Source organism: Robinsoniella sp. RHS (assembly GCF_001029355.1).
Taxonomy (GTDB): Bacteria; Bacillota; Clostridia; order Lachnospirales; family Lachnospiraceae; genus Robinsoniella; species Robinsoniella peoriensis.
Genome location: NZ_JNGB01000024.1, coordinates 1 through 19,056, shown reverse-complemented (window position 1 = coordinate 19,056; position 19,056 = coordinate 1). Strand labels below are relative to the sequence as shown.

At 42.0% G+C, this 19,056-nt stretch carries 12 protein-coding genes; all 12 read left to right on the top strand.

Annotation, left to right across the window (positions count from 1 at the left end):
• Positions 1 to 280: 280 nt before the first annotated feature.
• A complete protein-coding gene (locus tag RHS_RS13260) occupies positions 281 to 1,558 on the top strand; it encodes an extracellular solute-binding protein (protein ID WP_027296147.1) in 1,278 nt (425 codons plus the stop codon).
• A 114-nt stretch (positions 1,559 to 1,672) separates the two neighbouring features.
• Entirely contained in the window at positions 1,673 to 3,040 is a 1,368-nt protein-coding gene (locus RHS_RS13255; RefSeq protein WP_044289681.1) for a carbohydrate ABC transporter permease, read from the top strand.
• Positions 3,037 to 3,876, top strand: a complete 840-nt coding sequence (locus tag RHS_RS13250; RefSeq protein WP_044289682.1) for a sugar ABC transporter permease — start codon at positions 3,037 to 3,039, stop codon at positions 3,874 to 3,876. Before RHS_RS13255 ends, RHS_RS13250 begins: the two co-directional genes overlap by 4 nt.
• Positions 3,877 to 4,017: 141 nt before the next feature.
• A complete protein-coding gene (locus RHS_RS13245) occupies positions 4,018 to 5,688 on the top strand; it encodes an alpha-amylase family glycosyl hydrolase (RefSeq protein ID WP_047833477.1) in 1,671 nt (556 codons plus the stop codon).
• 143 nt (positions 5,689 to 5,831) lie between these two features.
• Positions 5,832 to 6,218, top strand: coding sequence for an HsmA family protein (locus RHS_RS13240; RefSeq protein WP_044293798.1), 387 nt, complete (start codon positions 5,832 to 5,834; stop codon positions 6,216 to 6,218).
• Between the two features lie 338 nt (positions 6,219 to 6,556).
• Positions 6,557 to 7,945, top strand: coding sequence for an ABC transporter substrate-binding protein (locus RHS_RS13235; protein WP_047833476.1), 1,389 nt, complete (start codon positions 6,557 to 6,559; stop codon positions 7,943 to 7,945).
• Between the two features lie 56 nt (positions 7,946 to 8,001).
• Positions 8,002 to 8,883 carry a carbohydrate ABC transporter permease gene (locus tag RHS_RS13230; protein ID WP_047833475.1) on the top strand — a complete coding sequence of 294 codons (882 nt, stop codon included), beginning with the start codon at positions 8,002 to 8,004 and terminating at the stop codon, positions 8,881 to 8,883.
• 33 nt (positions 8,884 to 8,916) lie between these two features.
• Positions 8,917 to 9,753 (top strand): carbohydrate ABC transporter permease, encoded by an 837-nt coding sequence (locus RHS_RS13225; RefSeq protein WP_052430710.1) that lies wholly within the window; start codon positions 8,917 to 8,919, stop codon positions 9,751 to 9,753.
• Between the two features lie 29 nt (positions 9,754 to 9,782).
• Positions 9,783 to 10,616, top strand: coding sequence for a response regulator (locus RHS_RS13220; RefSeq protein WP_047833474.1), 834 nt, complete (start codon positions 9,783 to 9,785; stop codon positions 10,614 to 10,616).
• 49 nt (positions 10,617 to 10,665) lie between these two features.
• Complete coding sequence (locus RHS_RS13215) at positions 10,666 to 12,426, top strand: sensor histidine kinase (RefSeq protein ID WP_395022330.1); 1,761 nt, start codon at positions 10,666 to 10,668, stop codon at positions 12,424 to 12,426.
• An 11-nt stretch (positions 12,427 to 12,437) separates the two neighbouring features.
• On the top strand, positions 12,438 to 14,498 hold the full coding sequence (locus RHS_RS13210; RefSeq protein WP_395022327.1) for a DUF4434 domain-containing protein: 2,061 nt from the start codon (positions 12,438 to 12,440) through the stop codon (positions 14,496 to 14,498).
• A 315-nt stretch (positions 14,499 to 14,813) separates the two neighbouring features.
• Positions 14,814 to 19,056 (top strand): exo-alpha-sialidase (locus RHS_RS30990; RefSeq protein ID WP_395022325.1); only part of this gene is annotated, 4,243 nt, incomplete at its 3' end.

Genomic DNA, 19,056 nt, shown 5'->3' with positions numbered 1-19,056 from the left:
TTTGTCAATGGCATTTGAAAAAAGTTACGTTGATTTATTTGGCATGGCATTTGAAAAAAGTTACGTAGATTCTGATTTTCTATGTCCATGTAGTTTATAAAAGAATAGTCATGGCCAGCCGGAAACAGAACAATAAGTGGAGGGAAACCCCATACAGCCATGAAAAGTTTATTTTGTTCACTACTAAAGTTTATTTAGTTCATTTTAATCAGGCGGATGAAAAGTTATAATTACCTCAGAAAACAGGAGAACATCCAAATGAAAAGGAAGGTAAGGAATTATGAAAAGAACAGTTAAATTTACAGCTCTTGCATTATCGGTTATGATGGCGGGCGGTCTGCTTGCAGGATGCGGAGGCAACAGTAAGTCTTCGGCAGAGGCGGCTACCGCAGCCGGTACAGGATCAGCAGTCAGCACAGACAGTAAGGACGTGACGTTAAAGGTGTGGGCAGATCAGGATGTACTGGATATTACCAAGGATCTGGTAGAGCAGTTTAAAGCAGCTCATCCGGAAAAGAATTATACCATCGATGTTGTATTTTCAGAAAGCGGCAAGGCGGAAGAAGAGGTGAAGAAAGATCCGGAGGCTGCAGCAGATGTAATCGCATTACCTCATGATCAGCTGGGACAGCTTGTAGAGGCGGGCACCTTATATGAAAATACCAAGTATGCAGACAGAATTAAGAGTGAAGATACGCCGACAGCGTTGGATGCGGCTACCTATAAAGATACTGTTTATGGCTACCCGTATGCAGTAGAAGCAATGTATCTGGTTTATAACAAATCCATGCTTACGGAAGAAGATGTGAAAACATTTGAGGGAATTACCGCAAAGGCTAAAATCGGATTAAATGTAGCGGAAGAAGGTACCAACTATACAGTAGCACCGATGTATATTGCAAACGGATGTAAGCTTTTCGGAGATAATGGGGAAGATATTGCAGATACCACTTTTAATTCCGAACAGGGCGTAAATGTAACAAAATGGATTGCTTCTCTAAAAGATAATAAAAACGTGGTTGCCTGCAATGCAGATGCTATGAATAAGTTAAAATCCGGTGAAATCGCTGCTATGGTAACCGGCCCCTGGGGAAAAAAGGATATTACAGATGCCCTTGGAGAAAACCTTGGGGTAGCTGTTTACCCAACTGCTGATTTTGGAGATGGTGCCGTTCAGCTGCGCTCTTTCCAGGGAGTTAAATTACTGGCTGTAAATGCAGCTACCAAATATCCGTTAGATGCAATGGAACTTGCTGATTTCCTCTCAAACCAGGAAAGCCAGAAAGCACGTTTTGAAGGAAATGGTAATATTCCATGCAATAATGCATTAAGAGAATCAGATGAAGTAAAAAATGACATGATCTCCGGCGTTGTTTCTGAGATGACCCAGGAAGACTATACCGTATTAATGCCAAAACTTTCTGAACTGCGTTCCTTCTGGGATATTCTGGATCCGATTATTATCGATGCATATGCAGGTAAATTATCAGATGCAGATATTCAGACAAAACTGGATGCCCTGGTAAATGATACCGCCAGTGCCGCTGCTGCCAATTAATAAGTCAGGCAGGGACCCGGCACAAGTATTTTTCAGATTCGGTAAGCACGCATCTGTCAAAGCATAGGCCGGTCATGAAGATTCATGGCTGGCCTTTTCAGAGGAGATAAGGATATGCAGACAAAAAAGAAAAGAAGAGGAAATCCAGTTAAAAATTATATAAATGGATTTAAAAACGGGGATCTGTCCGTTCGTTTATCTTATTTTATCATGGGAAGTGCCAATCTGATGAATCATCAGATCATAAAAGGTTTACTGTTTCTAGCCATAGAAGCAGTGTTCCTTCTCTACATGATATTTAATGGGGCAGCTGCCCTTGGCGGACTAGTAACCCTTGGGGTGCAGTCGCAGGGGTGGGTCATGGATGAAAATCTGGGCATTAAGGTACAGGTCCAGGGAGATAATTCTATGTTGTTTATGATTTATGGACTGGCAACTGTGATCATAATCGCACTGTTTATCGCAGCTTATTTTGTAAATATAAAAAGCGCCCGGAATATCCAGATGCTCAAAGCGTCAGATAAGAAAATACCTTCCTTTACGGAGGATATTCATTCCTTGCTGGACAGCCGCTTTCACATTTCATTATTAGGACTGCCCACAATTGCTGTATTAATTTTCACTATTTTGCCGCTAATGTATATGATTTTACTGGCATTTACAAGCTATGACCACAATCATCTGCCGCCAAAGAACTTGTTTGGCTGGGTTGGATTTAGCAATTTTGGTTCTATGCTGGGCGGAAATATTGCCGGTACTTTTTTCCCGCTATTAGTTTGGACACTGATCTGGGCACTTTTGGCTACTGTTACAAACTTTCTGGGCGGAGTTATACTGGCGCTTTTGATCAACAAAAAAGGAATTCGTCTTAAGAAATTTTTCCGTACGATTTTCGTAACCACAATTGCAGTGCCTCAGTTTGTATCTCTTCTGATTATGAGAAATATGCTTCATGCATCCGGGCCGTTGAATACATTATTGCAGAATATTGGTTTGATCGATCAGCCAATTCCATTTTTAACAGATCCACTGGTAGCAAAATTCTCGGTTATTATGGTAAATATGTGGGTCGGCATTCCATTTACCCTGATTGTAGTAACCAGTATTTTAACGAATCTGCCGGAGGATCAGGTGGAAGCGGCCAGAATGGATGGTGCCAATACCTTCCAGATTTTCAGAAAGATTACGCTGCCCCAAATCTTTTTTGTTATGACGCCTTCACTGATTCAGCAGTTTGTCGGTAATATAAACAGCTTCAACGTTATTTACCTGCTGACCGGAGGAGCACCGCTTAACAGTAACTTTTATGCGGCAGGAGATACGGATCTGCTGGTAACATGGTTATATAAACTGACGGTAGAAAAGGCGGACTATAACCTGGCGTCTACCATCGGTATCATAACCTTTGTCATATGTGCAGTATTCTCGCTGATTACATATACCAGATCAGCTGCGTACAGTAAGGAGGATATGTATCAATGAAACTGAAAAATAAATTAGGCAATACGATCACTTACATCATACTGATTGCACTTAGTATACTTTGGATATTCCCCATTATCTGGATCGTTCTGACATCATTCAGAGCGGAGAGCGGACAATTTGTTTCCTACTTTATACCAAAGGGATTTACCCTGAACAATTATAAAATGCTTTTTACCATGAGTGAATATCCTTTTTTCAGATGGTTTTCCAATACCTTGATCGTGTCGGTGGCATCCTGCCTGTTAAGTACATTTTTAACCACATCCATGGCATATGTATTATCCAGGCTGAGATTCCGCATGAGAAAACCGATCATGAAAATAGCCCTGGTTCTGAATATGTTTCCGGCATTTATGAGTATGATCGCAGTTTATTATATTTTAAAAGCGATGGATCTGACACAGAGTCTCCTGGCATTGGTACTAATATATTCTTCTGGTGCAGCGCTCACCTTTTATGTTGCAAAAGGGTTTTTTGATACAATGCCAAAAGCGCTGGACGAATCGGCGAAGATTGATGGGGCAACTCAGTTTCAGGTATTTACCAAGATTATATTTCCCCTGTCAAAGCCTATGATTGTTTACACTGCACTTACTGCATTTATGGCTCCGTGGATGGATTTCATTTTCTCCAAGGTTATCATGGGGGATAAGCTTGAGAACTATACGGTTGCGATTGGATTGTACACGATGATGACAAAGTCAAGTTCTAATACGATGTTTACGGTATTTACTGCTGGGTGTGTGATTATTGCGATTCCTATTTCGCTGCTGTTCATCTATATGCAGAAATATTATGTGGAGGGTGTAACCAGCGGAGCCGTTAAGGGCTAAATGCATTGCGGATGCATACATTGGATGATCATTCCGCCAACAGCGGAGCCGTTAAGGGCTAAATGCATTGGCAGGAATGAATCAGCAGATACACTTAAGTTCAAAGTTTAGGCGCAGAGTTATGCGCAGATGGAGGATAAAATGCTTAAAAAGTGGTGGCATAATACAATTGGATATCAGATTTATCCAAAGAGCTTTCAAGATACCAATGGGGACGGAATCGGTGATATCAGAGGGGTTATCCGGCATTTGGACGATTTGCAGGATCTGGGGATCAATGTAATCTGGTTATGTCCGATATACAAATCCCCGATGGTGGATCATGGTTATGACATTTCCGATTACGACAGGATCGACCCGATGTTTGGAACAAATGAAGAGATGGAAGAACTGATACTGGAAGCAGATAAAAGAGGAATCAAAATACTGATGGATCTGGTGGTAAATCATACGTCAGACCAGCACGAATGGTTTCAAAAAGCAATGGCGGATCCAGACAGCGAATATGCGGATTATTATATTATAAAAGAAGGGGATGGAGATAACCCGCCCAACAACTGGCGCTCTATTTTTGGCGGCAGTGCCTGGGAAAAAATTGGAGATACCAATAAGTACTATCTGCATCTTTTTACAAAAGGCCAGCCGGATCTGAATTGGGAAAATCCAAAACTGAGGGAAATCATCTACGATATGGTAAATCGATGGCTGGACATGGGACTTGGGGGATTTCGCATCGATGCAATCAGCCATTTAAAGAAAAACTTTGCATATGTCAACCAGCCGGCAGACGGACCGGACGGGCTTGCCAGTGCCTGGGATTATTTCCGCAATGCAAAAGGACTAAATGTCTTTCTGAATGAGTTAAACGAAAAGACCTTTAAGCCTCACAATGCTTTGACAATCGGAGAGGTGGACGATGTCAGACCGGAAGAACTGGGGGAATTTATCGGAGACGATGGTTATTTTTCCACGATCTTTGATTTCTGCCATACGCAGTTTCATGTAAAGGATAAAGAATGGAAAGACCGTCCGTTAGAAATGATCCATGAACTGAGAGAGCGGCTGTTTGCAAAACAGGATTACGCGAAAGGCCATGGTCTGATGTGTAATTTTACAGACAATCACGATACATCCAGATCAGTGGAGCGGTTTATACCGGAAGAGTATATTAGTTTTTATAGCGAATCTTTGCTGGCTTCGGTAAACTTTTTCCTGCGAGGAATTGTATTTTTATACCAGGGGCAGGAAATTGGAATGCGGGATTACCAGAAAAAATCGATTAACGAGTTTCTGGATCTGGCAACCTTCAACAATTATAATGGATACCTGCTAAAAGGTATGACGGAAGAAGAGGCATTGGAAAAAGTCAACAACGAATGCAGGGAACACAGCCGGACTCCTATGCAGTGGAACGACAGGAAAAATGCAGGGTTTACGGAGGGAACTCCATGGTTCGAAGTAAATCCGAACTACCGCAGGATAAATTATGAGGCACAGAAAAAAGATGAAAACTCCCTGCTTTCTTATTACAAAAAGATGATAGCCTTAAGAAAAAGGGAAGATCTTGAAGAAGCTTTTATTTATGGCGATACCATTCCACGGTATGAAGACCAGGATGGAATCATTGCTTATGAAAGAAGATATGAGGGAAAACGGATACTGGCGATCCACAATTGTAATGCAAGGGAAATCAGGCTGCCGTTAGAAGATGAAATTGGAGAAATACTTTTGAACAATTATGAGAAATTGAATGTCGGGGAAGGCAATGTTGTTCTGAGTGGGTTTCAGAGTGTGATAACGAAATTAATATAGATAAGAAAATCAGCCTGGGAGGAAGATATCTCCGGCTGATTTTTAATTGTAGTGAATATGGATTTATCTAAAAGATTTGACAAATGATAATTTATATCATATAATGAACATTGTTCAAGTTGAATATAAAGGAGATAGTACATATGGATGTAAAATTAATTTTAGCTATAATTACGATTACTCTGGCACTGATATTTTATACAATCGGCGTTTTTTCAGAGCGAAAGGCACATGTTTTGCGCAAGCCTCATGTTATCATATTCTGGCTGGGCCTGGTGTTTGATACCACAGGAACTACCATCATGAGTACCATTGCCGGAAGTAAGCCAGGTACTGGTGGCATAAATCTCCATGGAATTACAGGCGCTCTGGCAATTGCCCTGATGCTGTTCCATGCAGTATGGGCAACGATTGTTCTGGTGAAAAAGGATGAGCAGAAACAGGAGAATTTCCACAAATTCAGTATTTTTGTCTGGGCGGTATGGCTGGTGCCTTATGTGCTGGGTATGATAGTTGGAATGGGGAATTAGAGAGAAGTGTTTTTTGAGAAGATTGAAAAATGAAACCTTTTTTGAAACATTTATCTGGTAAATTTAAACAGGAAAGATCTGCGGTATGATATGGCTGGGAAAGCTAATCATACCGCTTTTTTTTATTTTTTATTAAAGAGGTTTATATGGTAAGACTACTCTGTTTTATATTTTAAACATTTTTGGTTATCCATCTACCTGTTTCGTTAATGTGATGTAATATATAATAAAATTATCTTAAAACAAAAACAGATATCAAAAGGAATCGATGTGGTGAACCTGAAAATGTGTTAAAACAAGGAAAATGAAAAACGAATTATGAAAGGAAGAGACAGGGTATGAAAAGAAGATGGATGAGTTTAATATTTACAGGGATTGCGGCAATGGCAGCCGTAGGTATGCTGGCAGGATGCGGAGGCAATGGGGCTGACAGCCAGGTTTCCCCGGATGGGAAGAGCAGCAAAACGGGAAGTGAGATGTCAGAAAACCTGGATAGTGGGAATACGGGAGAAGGTGTAAAAACAGGAGATGGACCGGCGCTGACAGCTATGTGCGTTGGAAGCGCAGCCGATGCATATCGGGAGACGTATCAGAAAATTGCTGATGAGTTTTCAAAGGACAATGAGTGGGGAGCCACGGTAAATATAGAGTTTTATGAGAACGAACAGTACAAAACAAAATTGACAACGCTTATGGCTTCTAATTCTGTGCCCGATATATTTTTTACCTGGGAGTTGGATTATTTAAAACCATTTGTAGAGGGCGGCAAAGTGGCATCCCTTCAGGAAGCGGTGGAAGGAGATGACAAGTGGAAGAACAGTTTTGCAGAAGGGGTACTGGATCCGGTGACTTATGATGGAAAACTATATGCAATACCAACCCAGAAGTCCTTTTGTGTCATGTTTTACAATAAAAAGATATTCGAAGAGAATCAGGTAAGCGTTCCAGAAACCTATGAAGAGTTTCTGGATGTATGCGAAACCTTAAAAAATAACCAGGTTACGCCAATGATACTGGCAGCTACTGATTCCTGGATTCCGGCGCAGTTTGTGCAGCAGATATCAAACGGAATAGCAGGAATGGATTTGTATGATGGCATCTGTGACGGAACGAGAAAATGGAATGATCCGGCGCATGTGGAAGCTTCTAATGAAGTACAGAGTATGATAGATAAGGGATATTTTCAGGACGGAATGCTTGGTATGACCGCAGAAGAAGTGCAGTCTCAGTTTAAACAGGGAAAGGCGGCTATGTATTTTCAGGGAGCATGGGATGCATCCACAATTCTGGATAAGAATACCAGTTCCATCACCGATTGTGTAGGTGCTTTTACACTCCCGGCAAAGAATTCCCAATTCAATAATATTTCAGTTGGATCGGTAGATACCTGCTTTGCCGTTGCGGAATCCTCATCCAACAAGGAGATTGCAGTTGCATTTTTGAAATACTGGACCTCCAAACAAAGTGAAGAGAAACTGCTTTATGAGATGGGAAGGCTGCCATCTTTAAAATTAGAAGTAGATGATTCTAAGATTGACCCACTGGTTGCTGAGATTATCAGCTTATCAAACCAGGCAAAGGGTCTCACACCCTGGTGGGACAGAGCCTTTGGGGCCGGAGAAGGTGTGGAATTTAATAATCAGTGTCTGGCGGTATTCGGAGGTTCCGATCCCAGGAAAGCATTTGATGAACTGCAGGCATTTGCAGAAGAAAATGCAGACCGCTAAAAGTTTAAACCTTTCTGTCGAAGCGGCAGTTAATCAGGCTTAAGGAGGCTGTTAATATGGACAAAATTTTAGGAAATAAAAAAAGTATTGCAGTATTTGTACTTCCGGCATTTTTAATCTATGGTGTATTTTCTCTGATACCGATATTTTATAATATTTATATCAGTTTATTTCAGACTGATCTGATGAGTCCGGGAAAATTTGTGGGATTGAAAAATTATTTGAATCTGTTTAAAGATTCTACCTTTTTAACGGCTCTGCGCAATAATATTTTCATGGTAATCGGTTCCTTAATTGCCCATCTGCCGCTGGCAATAATTTTTGGAAATATTCTGTTTCAAAAGATAAAAGGAAGTCACTTTTTCCAAACAGTATTCTTTTTGCCCAGTGTTATATGTGGGGTGGCAGTGGGACTGATGTGGTCTTTTATTTATAATTCGGAATTTGGGCTTCTGAATAAACTCCTTGAAGTTCTGGGATTTGGTAATGCTCAGCAGGCATGGCTGTCCAACCCCCGGATTGCACTGTTTTGTATTATTATTGTTGTCATGTGGCAGTTCGTTGGGTATCACATGATTATACAGATAGCTGCAATGAAAAATATACCAAGTTCCCTGTATGAAGCGGCTGAAATCGATGGAGCCAGCAGATGGATACAATTTCGCTCTATTACTTTTCCACTCATTAAAAATATATTAAAGGTGGATGCAGTGTTGATTATTACAGGGTCCCTGAAATATTATGATCTGGTGGCGGTTATGACCGGCGGAGGCCCAAACCATGCAACCGAATTAATGTCTACTTATATGTTTTATCAGGGATTTCGGACATTAAAATACGGATATTCAGCAGCAATTGGTGTTATTTTACTTGTTTTATGTATCTGTGCCGTTGCTGTTTCGAATTTGATTTTCAAATCGGATCCAGTTGAATTCTAGTATTGCATGATGGTTTTGAAAGGAGGAATAAAGATGAGGATAAATGGAAAAGACAAGATGTTTTTCGCATTTAAGTATACAGGGCTGGGGCTATTCACACTTACCTGTATTTATCCGATTATATGGCTGTTAATCAGTTCGTTTAAGACCAATGATGAGTTATTTGCCAATCCCTGGGGCATGCCGGAAGCCTTTGGGTTTAAGAATTATATTTCTGCGATGGTGGATGGAAAGATTGGGACATATTTTACAAATTCTGTTATAATTGCAGTAATAGCGGTATTAGCCGGAGCGGTCTTAAGCTGTATGGCTGCCTATGCAATATCACGGATGAAATGGAAGCTCTCCGGAATAATGATGAATATATTTTTGCTGGGTATGATGATACCTGCATATGCAACGATTATCCCGTTATTTAATATGTTTAATAAGGTAAACTTGTTGAACACCCATGCTTCGGTGATTATTCCCCATATAGCCAACAGCTTTCCAATGGCTATCTTCATACTAACCGGATTTTTTCTGTCAATTCCCCGTGATATTGAAGAAGCAGCAGTAATGGATGGGTGCAGTATCTACCGTATTTTCTACCAGATCATTATGCCCATCTCCAAATCCTCTGTTGTGACGGTAGCTGTGATTGTATTTATCAATATCTGGAACGATCTTCTGCTTCCTCAGATATTTCTGACAGACCAGTCAAAAATGACGCTTCCAGTGGGACTTACTGCTTTTCAGGGGCAATATGCAACGGATTATACAGCGATGATAGCTGCAGTTGTGATTACCATTATCCCCAGCGTGATTGTATACATTCTATTACATCGAAATATTATGGAGGGAATGGTGGCAGGGGCAGTAAAGGGCTGAGGAAGGATACAGGAAAAGGGGGAATATCATTGAAACTGCTGGTTGCAGATGATGAATTTATTATACTCCAGGGAATTTTATCCATGGACTGGAAGGCAGAGGGGTTTGAAAAGGTCTTAAGTGCACAGAATGGGCAGGAAGCCAGAGAATTGCTGGAGAGAGAAGAGATTGACATTATTATCAGTGATATCCGCATGCCGGGGCTGTCAGGTCTTGAGCTGGCGGGGTATATCCGGGAATACCAGAAGAGTACCATGGTAATACTGCTCACCGGATTCAGTGATTTCCAGTATGCACAGGAAGCAATCAGACAGCAGGTATATGATTACATATTAAAACCAATTAAGACGGATGAATTAGCTGCTTCCGTGAGACGTGCCGTAAGTATTCTGGAACAAAAAAGATATTCCAGGAAAGTAGTCCGGGAACACGAAGATATGGTGGGGGCTTTTGATGCTGCCGAGCAAATACTTTACAGTTTCCGGGGGGCAAATCCTCAGGTTATGGATATGCTGGCTTATATCGCGCAGAATTACAGCGGAGATATTACACTGAATGCACTGGCTGAACAGTATCATTTCACCGCGATCTATCTGTCAAGGTTGATAAAAAGGGAAACGGGCTACTCCTTTGTGGATATCCTGAATGGTATCCGTCTTATGAATGCGGGGTATCTGCTAAAGGAAAATAAACAGAAAATCAATATGATCTGTGACAGAACAGGATTCCATGATTCCCGCTATTTCAGTCAGGTGTTTAAGCGGATATTTGACAGCACGCCGGGAGAGTACAGGAAGAACCCGGGGATACAAAAGGATTATTCAATCAGAGAAATTCTGGACATGATGGACAGGAAAAAATAAGAGGTACAGCAGTATTACAGATTTTCTGTAATATGCCATGGGGTTAATCATGCAAAGAAAGCACAGATTCAAGGATATGAGGCTGAAAGAAAAGCTGATTCTGACATTTTCGGTATTGGTTATCATTTCCAGCGCAGGTATTTCGTTTGCTTCAATGGCTGTATTCCAAGCGGTTTACAAAGAAAAGTCCAGGCAGTATATCATGGATATTACCAGACAGACAACAAATAACCTGGAAAATAATATTGATGAAATGGAGACCATTACTTTTAATACATTGAAAAACACTAAGATTCAGGAGCAATTGGGCATAGTCAATACGAAAACGCTGTCTGAATATGAGAAGCTGCTGGTAAAAAGGTCAGTGGAGGAAGAACTGATCGGAGATGCCCTCTATAATAAAAACGTAACTTCCCTGAGCGTTATTTCCCTGACGGAGGAAGCGTTTACGGTACAAAAGCAGGTTGGAGAGCAGGTCATACAGATGTTCTCCGGAAATGAAGTCTTTGATGCGAAGGGCTCCACCCTCTGGAAACTGACAGATGACGGGCAGAATGGAATCTGTATTGAGCGGGCTATTTATGACTTTAAAACACAGCGTCCCATTGGAATCATCGATCTCGTCTGCGAAGAGGCATATTTCTCCGATATTCTGGAAGATATATCAAATACGTACACCAGTGGTACTTACATTGTGGATACAGATGGAATAGTAGTGGCATCCAACAACAGGAAGCATGTGGGAAGTTATTTTCCGGTGGAACTTGAAAGGCTGCAGAATATGGAAAATGATTCACGGGCAGAAATCAATGAAGTGGATTCCTACCTTTATACCGGTGAAAAAATGCCCAATGGATGGATGCTGGTTACAACGGTAGCAGTTGGAGAAATACAAAAAGATATCCGGTACTTTGCGCTTTTTTCAGGCGGGATAGCTCTGCTGGCCATAGTAGTAGCTGTGGTTGCAATTATTTTGATGATCAGGCATATTACCTTTCCCCTGGGACAGTTGAGCAAAAGTATGACGGCAGTGGGACAGGGGGATTTTTCAGGCCGGGTGCACATAGCGGGCAATGATGAAATCGGAAGTCTGGGAAGAACATATAATGATATGGCTAAGAACATAGAAACCCTGATTGAAAAGGTATATAAAATGGAGATATCCCAAAAGCAGGCGGAGATTGAATTTCTTAAAATGCAGATTAATCCCCATTTTCTGTATAATACCCTGGATACCATCAGCTGGATGGCAAGGAGCGGAGGAAATAATGACATCTCCGATATGGCGGTTACACTGGCGGATCTGCTTCGGGCGACTATAAAGCAGGATAGTTTCATAACAATTGATGAGGAATTAAAAAGTGTGCGGAATTATCTGTTTATTCAAGAATACCGTTTTGGGGATAAGGTAGAAGCCTCTTATCAGATTGATAACCTGACAAGGGATTATATCATTCCAAACTTCATTTTGCAGCCATTGGTAGAAAATGCCATTATACATGGACTGGAACCAAAACTTGGAAAAGGAAATCTGAATATTGAAATCAGAATGCAGGAGCAGGGTATCTTTTTTTGCGTGAGCGATGACGGAGTCGGAATGACGCCGGAAGAGGTGCGCAGAACCTATGAGCAGTGTGAAAGAGATGATGGCAGGGAATCTATTGGAATCAAAAATGTATACCGCCGTCTGAAGATTTATTATGGGGCAGAAGGGACTTTAAAAATAGAAAGTGCCAAAGATGAAGGGACAAAAATTACTTTCTGCCTGTCCCTGAAGAAGTTAAATGAGCAGTTGGAGAACGAAATATAGTGGAGGGTCTTATGACAATTGAAAAGAGTATAAAACTGGATAAACTAGCACTTGGTACCTGCTATTATCCGGAACATTGGGACAGGTCTCTATGGAAAGATGACCTGAATAGAATGAAAGAGGCAGGTATTGAAACAATTCGGATTGCAGAGTTTGCCTGGAGCAAAGCAGAACCTTTGGAAGGGCAGTTTACCTATGAATTTTTCGACGATTTTTTAGATATTGCTGAAGAAACTAAGATGCAGGTAATTATGGGGACGCCCACAGCAACCCCTCCGGCATGGCTTACACAAAAATATCCGGAAGTGTTAAACTGTGATATCAATGGAGTCCCGTTTCGTCATGGGGCAAGGCGGCATTACAATTATAACTCAAAAAAATATCAGGAGCTCAGTGCCCGGATTGTAACAAAAATGGCACAGCATTATGGTAAGAGAAGTTCTGTCATCGGATGGCAGATCGACAATGAATTGAATTGTGAGACAGACGTATTCTATTCTGAAAGTGATACACTGGCATTCCGGGAATACCTTAAGAACAAATATAAAGATCTGGATGCTTTAAATGCCGTATGGGGAACAGTCTTCTGGAATCAGACATACACCGAATGGGAGGAAATCCATGTACCACGTACCACCATTAGTAATTCCACAAATCCCCATGAGGTATTGGACTATATCCGATTTATATCAGACAGTGCCTGCCGTTTTGCCAAGATGCAGAGTGATATTTTAAGGACGTACAAGAAAGATTCCGATTTCATTACGACGAATGGAATGTTCTCCCACCTGGATAACCACCGCATGACAAAGGAATCCCTGGATTTTTATATGTACGATTCCTATCCTAATTTTGCATACTGCCTGTGCGAGGATCCGCTGCATTCAGATGATTTAAATGACCGGAAATGGAGCCGTAATCTGGCAGAAGTGAGATCTGTTTCCCCAAACTTTGGTATTATGGAACAGCAGTCGGGTGCCAACGGGTGGAATACCCGGATGGAAGCTCCGGCTCCAAAACCCGGGCAGATGACACTTTGGACTATGCAGAGCGTAGCACATGGTGCAGATTACATCAGCTATTTCCGTTGGCGTACTGCGATTATGGGAACCGAGATTTATTGGCATGGCATTCTGGATTATGCCAACCGGGATAACAGAAGACTGGAGGAAGTACGGGAGATACATGGGAAATTTCGGAAAATAGGAGAACTGGCGGGAAGCAGATATCAGGCATCCTTTGGTGTAATCAAAGACTATGATAATGTCTGGGATGCAGATCTGGATGTATGGCATCAGCGTATGGAAAAAGTAAGTCAGAAGGGAATTTTTGAGGCGGCACAGTTAACCCATACGCCGATGGATTACGTCTATCTCACAGAGGATGTATCCTTGCAGGAACTATTAAAGTATCCACTATTATTCTATCCCCACGGTATTATTATAACAAACAAAAGAAAAGCCCTTTTAGAAGCTTATGTGCAGGAAGGGGGTATCCTGATTCTGGGATGCAGGACCGGATATAAAGACAGAACCGGAAAATGTGTGATGCAGAATCTTCCCGGGCTTATGCAGGATTTGTCGGGAACGGACGTAACAGACGGTACTTTTATCGGGAAAGCAGATGGAAAGATTATGGTGGGCTGGGAGGATTGCTTGATAGAAGCAGCGGTTTATAATGATATCCTGGAACCGCTTACCAATCAGGCGGAAATACTGGGTACTTATCAGTCTAATTATTATAAGGGGGCAGCAGGACTTATAAAGAATAACTGGGGGAAAGGTAAGGTCTATTATTTTGGGGGAGCTTTTACAAGGGATACGGCAGAGGTTTTCTTAAGGAAGCTTTGTGTGGCAAAACCTTATCAGAATATCCTGGATTTACCCCGGGAGACAGAATTAGCCGTAAGGGAAAAGGATGGCAGACAATATATATTTGTCCTGAACTATAGTCACGAGCCAGTATGGATCTGTTTAAAACAGTCGTTGCTGGACCTGTATACAGGTGCTCAGGTGATGGGGACCATGGAAATGAAACCATATGAGACAAAAGTATTTTTGAGGAACTTATAAAATTTAATAGCAGTGAATGGCCTCTCATGAAGCATAACTTCGTGAGGGGCTTTTTTGTAATTGTGCAATATAGATAGAAATTACTGGAAAAACCTTGATAAATGCATTGGAAAAACGGTAAAAAAGGAAGAAACAAACAAAAAGGAAAAATCTTCTAATATTATGTTGAAAAAAGAAATTATTTTTGTAATAATGTTAGGTATATCGACAGGAAACGATTTCCAGTAAGAGAAAGGAGGAGGGGAAAGGAAATCCGGGTTTCCATGTAGGAGAATAACTAAACTTATCTTATGGGATGTGAAAAAGGAGGAAATAATGTATATCAAGCAAAAACAAAAAAGATTTTTAGCGATGATGTTAGCAATTGTACTTGTCGTGTCAGGGATTGTGCCTCAGGGAATGATACAGGTATCTGCACAGGAAAAAACCCTGCCCATATATTCCGGGAGAAATATGAGTATTTCGTCAGCGGCAAATACGCTCAATGTTACAGAGGAATATCTGACAAGGCTTTCAACGCTAAAGGAGGGGACCATTGCAGTAAGATACCGATCCAATCCCAATCAGGGATTAAGTGCTTTGTTCAGTCTGTCCAGTACAGATCCAGGGCAGGAAAATACCTATGCGGTTGCCTATGTTAATCCAACGGGAAACAAAGCCGGGGTAGAAGTACGTCAGGGGAACAACAGCAATGTAACAAATTATAATCAGGTTAGTGCCACAGCTTCGATTCGTGATGACCAATGGCATACAGTTGTTTATGTATTTGGGAAAACGAAATTCCAGATCTATCTGGACGGAAAGAAGCTTACGGAACAGGATAAGTCTGGCTTCTTTGACAAAATAACAGAAGCGGACTCCGTTAAAGTAGGTGCTTTGGATCGTGCTCCGGCTAAAGGAGGGACAAATCAATGGGTATTTAGCGGTGACATTGACCTGGTAGAGGTGTATGGACAGGCTCTTTCAGCAGAAGAAGTGGCAGAGATGCAAAAGGCAACTGCTTATGAACCGGTAATTCCCGATGATCCGGAAGATGCGGTCAGAACAGATACAAGGCTATTCTACAATGGATATGAGAATTCTGCTTCATATCGTATTCCATCCTTATTAACAACAACTGAGGGAACTATTATTGCAGCCATTGATAAACGCCAGAGCGGATCTGCAGACCAGGGTAATATTGACACTGTTATCAAAAGGAGCACAGACGGGGGCGTAACCTGGGAGGAAACAAAAACTCTGGTAAATCTCCCATCGGGGCAGAACAGACATGCACTGAGTATTGATGCAAATATGGTCCAGGACAGAAATACCGGTAAAATATTCCTGATGGTAGATATGTTCCCAGAGTCCAATGCAATTATGGATTCTGGAAGTCTGGTAACTTCCTCCGGCTATAAAGAGGTGAACGGAAAGAAGTATCTGATCTTAAGAGATTGTCCAAATTCAGAAAGAGGCAACACTTACACAAAAGAATATACAATCCGGGAAAATGGAATCGTGTACGATGAAGTATCAGGTGAAGCCACCAATTATGTGGTACCTAATCTGGCAGATGGAAAACTATTTGAAAAGATTGCAGTCAGTTCAGCAAATAGGACGAAAGAAGATGGAATCTCGGGAGAAGAAATATTAGGTGAAGAAACATCAGCGGTTGGAACATCAGTAGAAGAAACGTCAGAGAATGGAACACCGGCAGATGAAACATCAGCGAATGGAACACCAGCAGGTGAAACATCAGGAGAAGCACCGGGAAATGAAACTTCAAAAGATGTAACATCTGGAGATGAAACGTCAAAAGAAGAAGCATCAGGAAATGAAACGCCAAAAGATGTAACATCTGGAGATATAACGCCAAAGGATGTAACACCAGGAAAAGAAACACCAGAAGAGGAAACGAAAGAAGAAGCACCAGATACAATAACCGAAGAAAATACAACAGGGGAAGAAACAACAGAAGCAACCAGAAAAGCAACCATAAAAGAAACAGCAGAAGAAGTATCCAATAAAGATGAAACAGAGTTGCAATCCAATGTTATCGGAAATCCAATACTGATGGAAGATGATGGCGAAGTACTGGAAGCGGAGGGTGAACCGGAATCTGGTCAGACAAGTGAGCAGGTATCTAAAGCCCAGCCGGCAAATGCAAACGATGATGCAGACCAACTGCAGTACGCCGGCAACATTTATCTCTATACCGGAACTGAGGCGGCGCCATTAAAAGCAGTCAGAACATCACATCTCTGGATGGTCACAAGTGAAAATGATGGTGTAGACTGGTCTGAGCCAATTGATCTGAACGGTCAGATCAAAGAAGACTGGATGCTCTTTACCGGGACGGGTCCGGGAGTAGGCATACAGATGAGCAATGGACGTTTAATACTTCCGGTATATATTACAAACAGTAATGTAGGCGGGAGCCAGTCAGCAGCGGTAATCTATAGTGATGATGCCGGTGAAACATGGCACATGGGTGAAACCGTAAATGACGGAAGAGTACTTAGCAACGGAACCATACTGCAGACGAAAACCATGAATAACAACGGCGCAATGATGACAGAATCCCAGGCAGTGGAGGTAACAAATGCAGCAGGAGAAAAAGAACTGAGACTGTTCTGCAGAAACCAGGGTGGGAATGTAGCCATAGCCACCAGTAAAGACGGAGGAGAGACCTGGGAGAATACCCTGAAGTTTGATTCCGTATTAAGGGATGCATATTGTCAGCTTACGATTGTTCCTTATCCATATGAGGTGCCCGGATATGAGGGTAAGGAAATGTTTCTTTTTGCTAATCCGGACAGTACTTATGCGGCTGGTCGAAACCATGGAACCCTCCGTCTTGGATATTATGAACCACAGACAGATGAATTTGTATGGATTGCATCCAGATTAGTGGAAGCTGGAAATTATGGATATTCATGCCTTTCCGTTTTGGGAGAAAATCAAATCGGATTATTCTGGGAAGGAACAAACCTGGATCAGAATTATACCACGTTTAATTTACAATGGCTGATGGCTGACAAGACGCCGGTGGAAAGGACAGCACCAGCCGTACAAGGTGTCAGATGGGAAGGAAGCAGGATTGAAGTAACATTTGACCAGCCAATGATGGTAATAGGCAGCCCCCATCTGGAAGCAAGCGCTGACGGAGAACCTGTTTCTATGGAATATGATTCCGGCAGCGGCACGACGAAGCTATTATTCCGTCCGGGGACGGATGACACACATGAGCTGACGTTCCGTAAAATAACAGCTGAAGGCAGGGATTTTTACGGCAATGCGCAAAATATCGGGGTAGCCGAAGGCGGATTTGACGGATTTACCATACCCGCATCCCAGGGACCGTCCATCGAAACCGTTATCAAACCAGGATACAGTTCCATTAAAATTAATTTTGTTCCGGCAGAAGGCATCACAGAGTATGATATCTACCGAAGTGAAGATGAAAATGGAACTTATGAAAAGATCGGAAGCACCAAGGGTACCTCTTATATTGATCAGACAGGGGCAGGAAAGACCTATTATTACCAGGTGCGGTCCAAAGATGGGAACAAAGTATCGGATAAAATATGTAATAACAGCCCAACCGGCATAGAATCAATGAAAGAAAATGCTGTTCTGTACCAGGATCTTGCAGGGCAGAAATTTAATGGAAGCACATTGGTTGATGCGAGTGAAAAAGCTGCAGAAGTAGGCAAACTGTCAACAGGATCCGTCCTGATTAAATTCCGGACAACTGATAAAAGTGGTAATCTCATGATGCTGATGGGAAAAACTGCGGGGGAATCCACAGCGATCAATGGATCCGTAAACAAAGCCTCCTTTTATTTGGAAAAATCGGATAATCTTATGCGATACCGTGCAGATATGAAACACACCAGAGCATCTGTTGCCGGAATTGATTATGCCGACGGAGAGTGGCATACAGCGATGGTGACCCAGGCAGACAGCGGATATGTCTTCCGGTTTGCAATTGACGGTGTAGACAGGGGGAAATTTACGGGAGATAGCAATAAAGGATTTTTCTCAACCGTACAGAACTTAAACCAGCTCACCATAGGAGGTTATTATAATGGCAATACCCAGACGGTATCCAATGGTTTTAAAGGTGAGATTGCTTACGTAGTGGTAACAGATGAAGCAGCCAGTTTAGAAGATACACTGGAGATAACCAAGTCAGAAAGCGGAATATTATGTGATTTACCGGAGCAGATGTTTGACCAGTCAAAAGATAATACCTGGGTATTTACCGGTGGAACAGATGTGGAAGGCGGTTACGGCGCAACCCAGGGAATCCGAAATTATGTGGGGCAGTTTGAAGAGTATATCCGCTGGACAAAAAATGGTGGTGTTATGGGGCGTCAGCGCTATATGATCAATACCGGGAAAGCCGGAAATACAATCGCAGATGTAAAGGATCAGTTTGAGAAGCTGGTTGGAAAATATGATCCGAGAGCGCTTGCCGTGATGGTAGGAGAAGAAGATTATCAGGCGGGAACTGAAGGGCTGGAAGCATTTAAGGCATCCCTGCAGACACTGGCAGATAAAGCACTTGGGC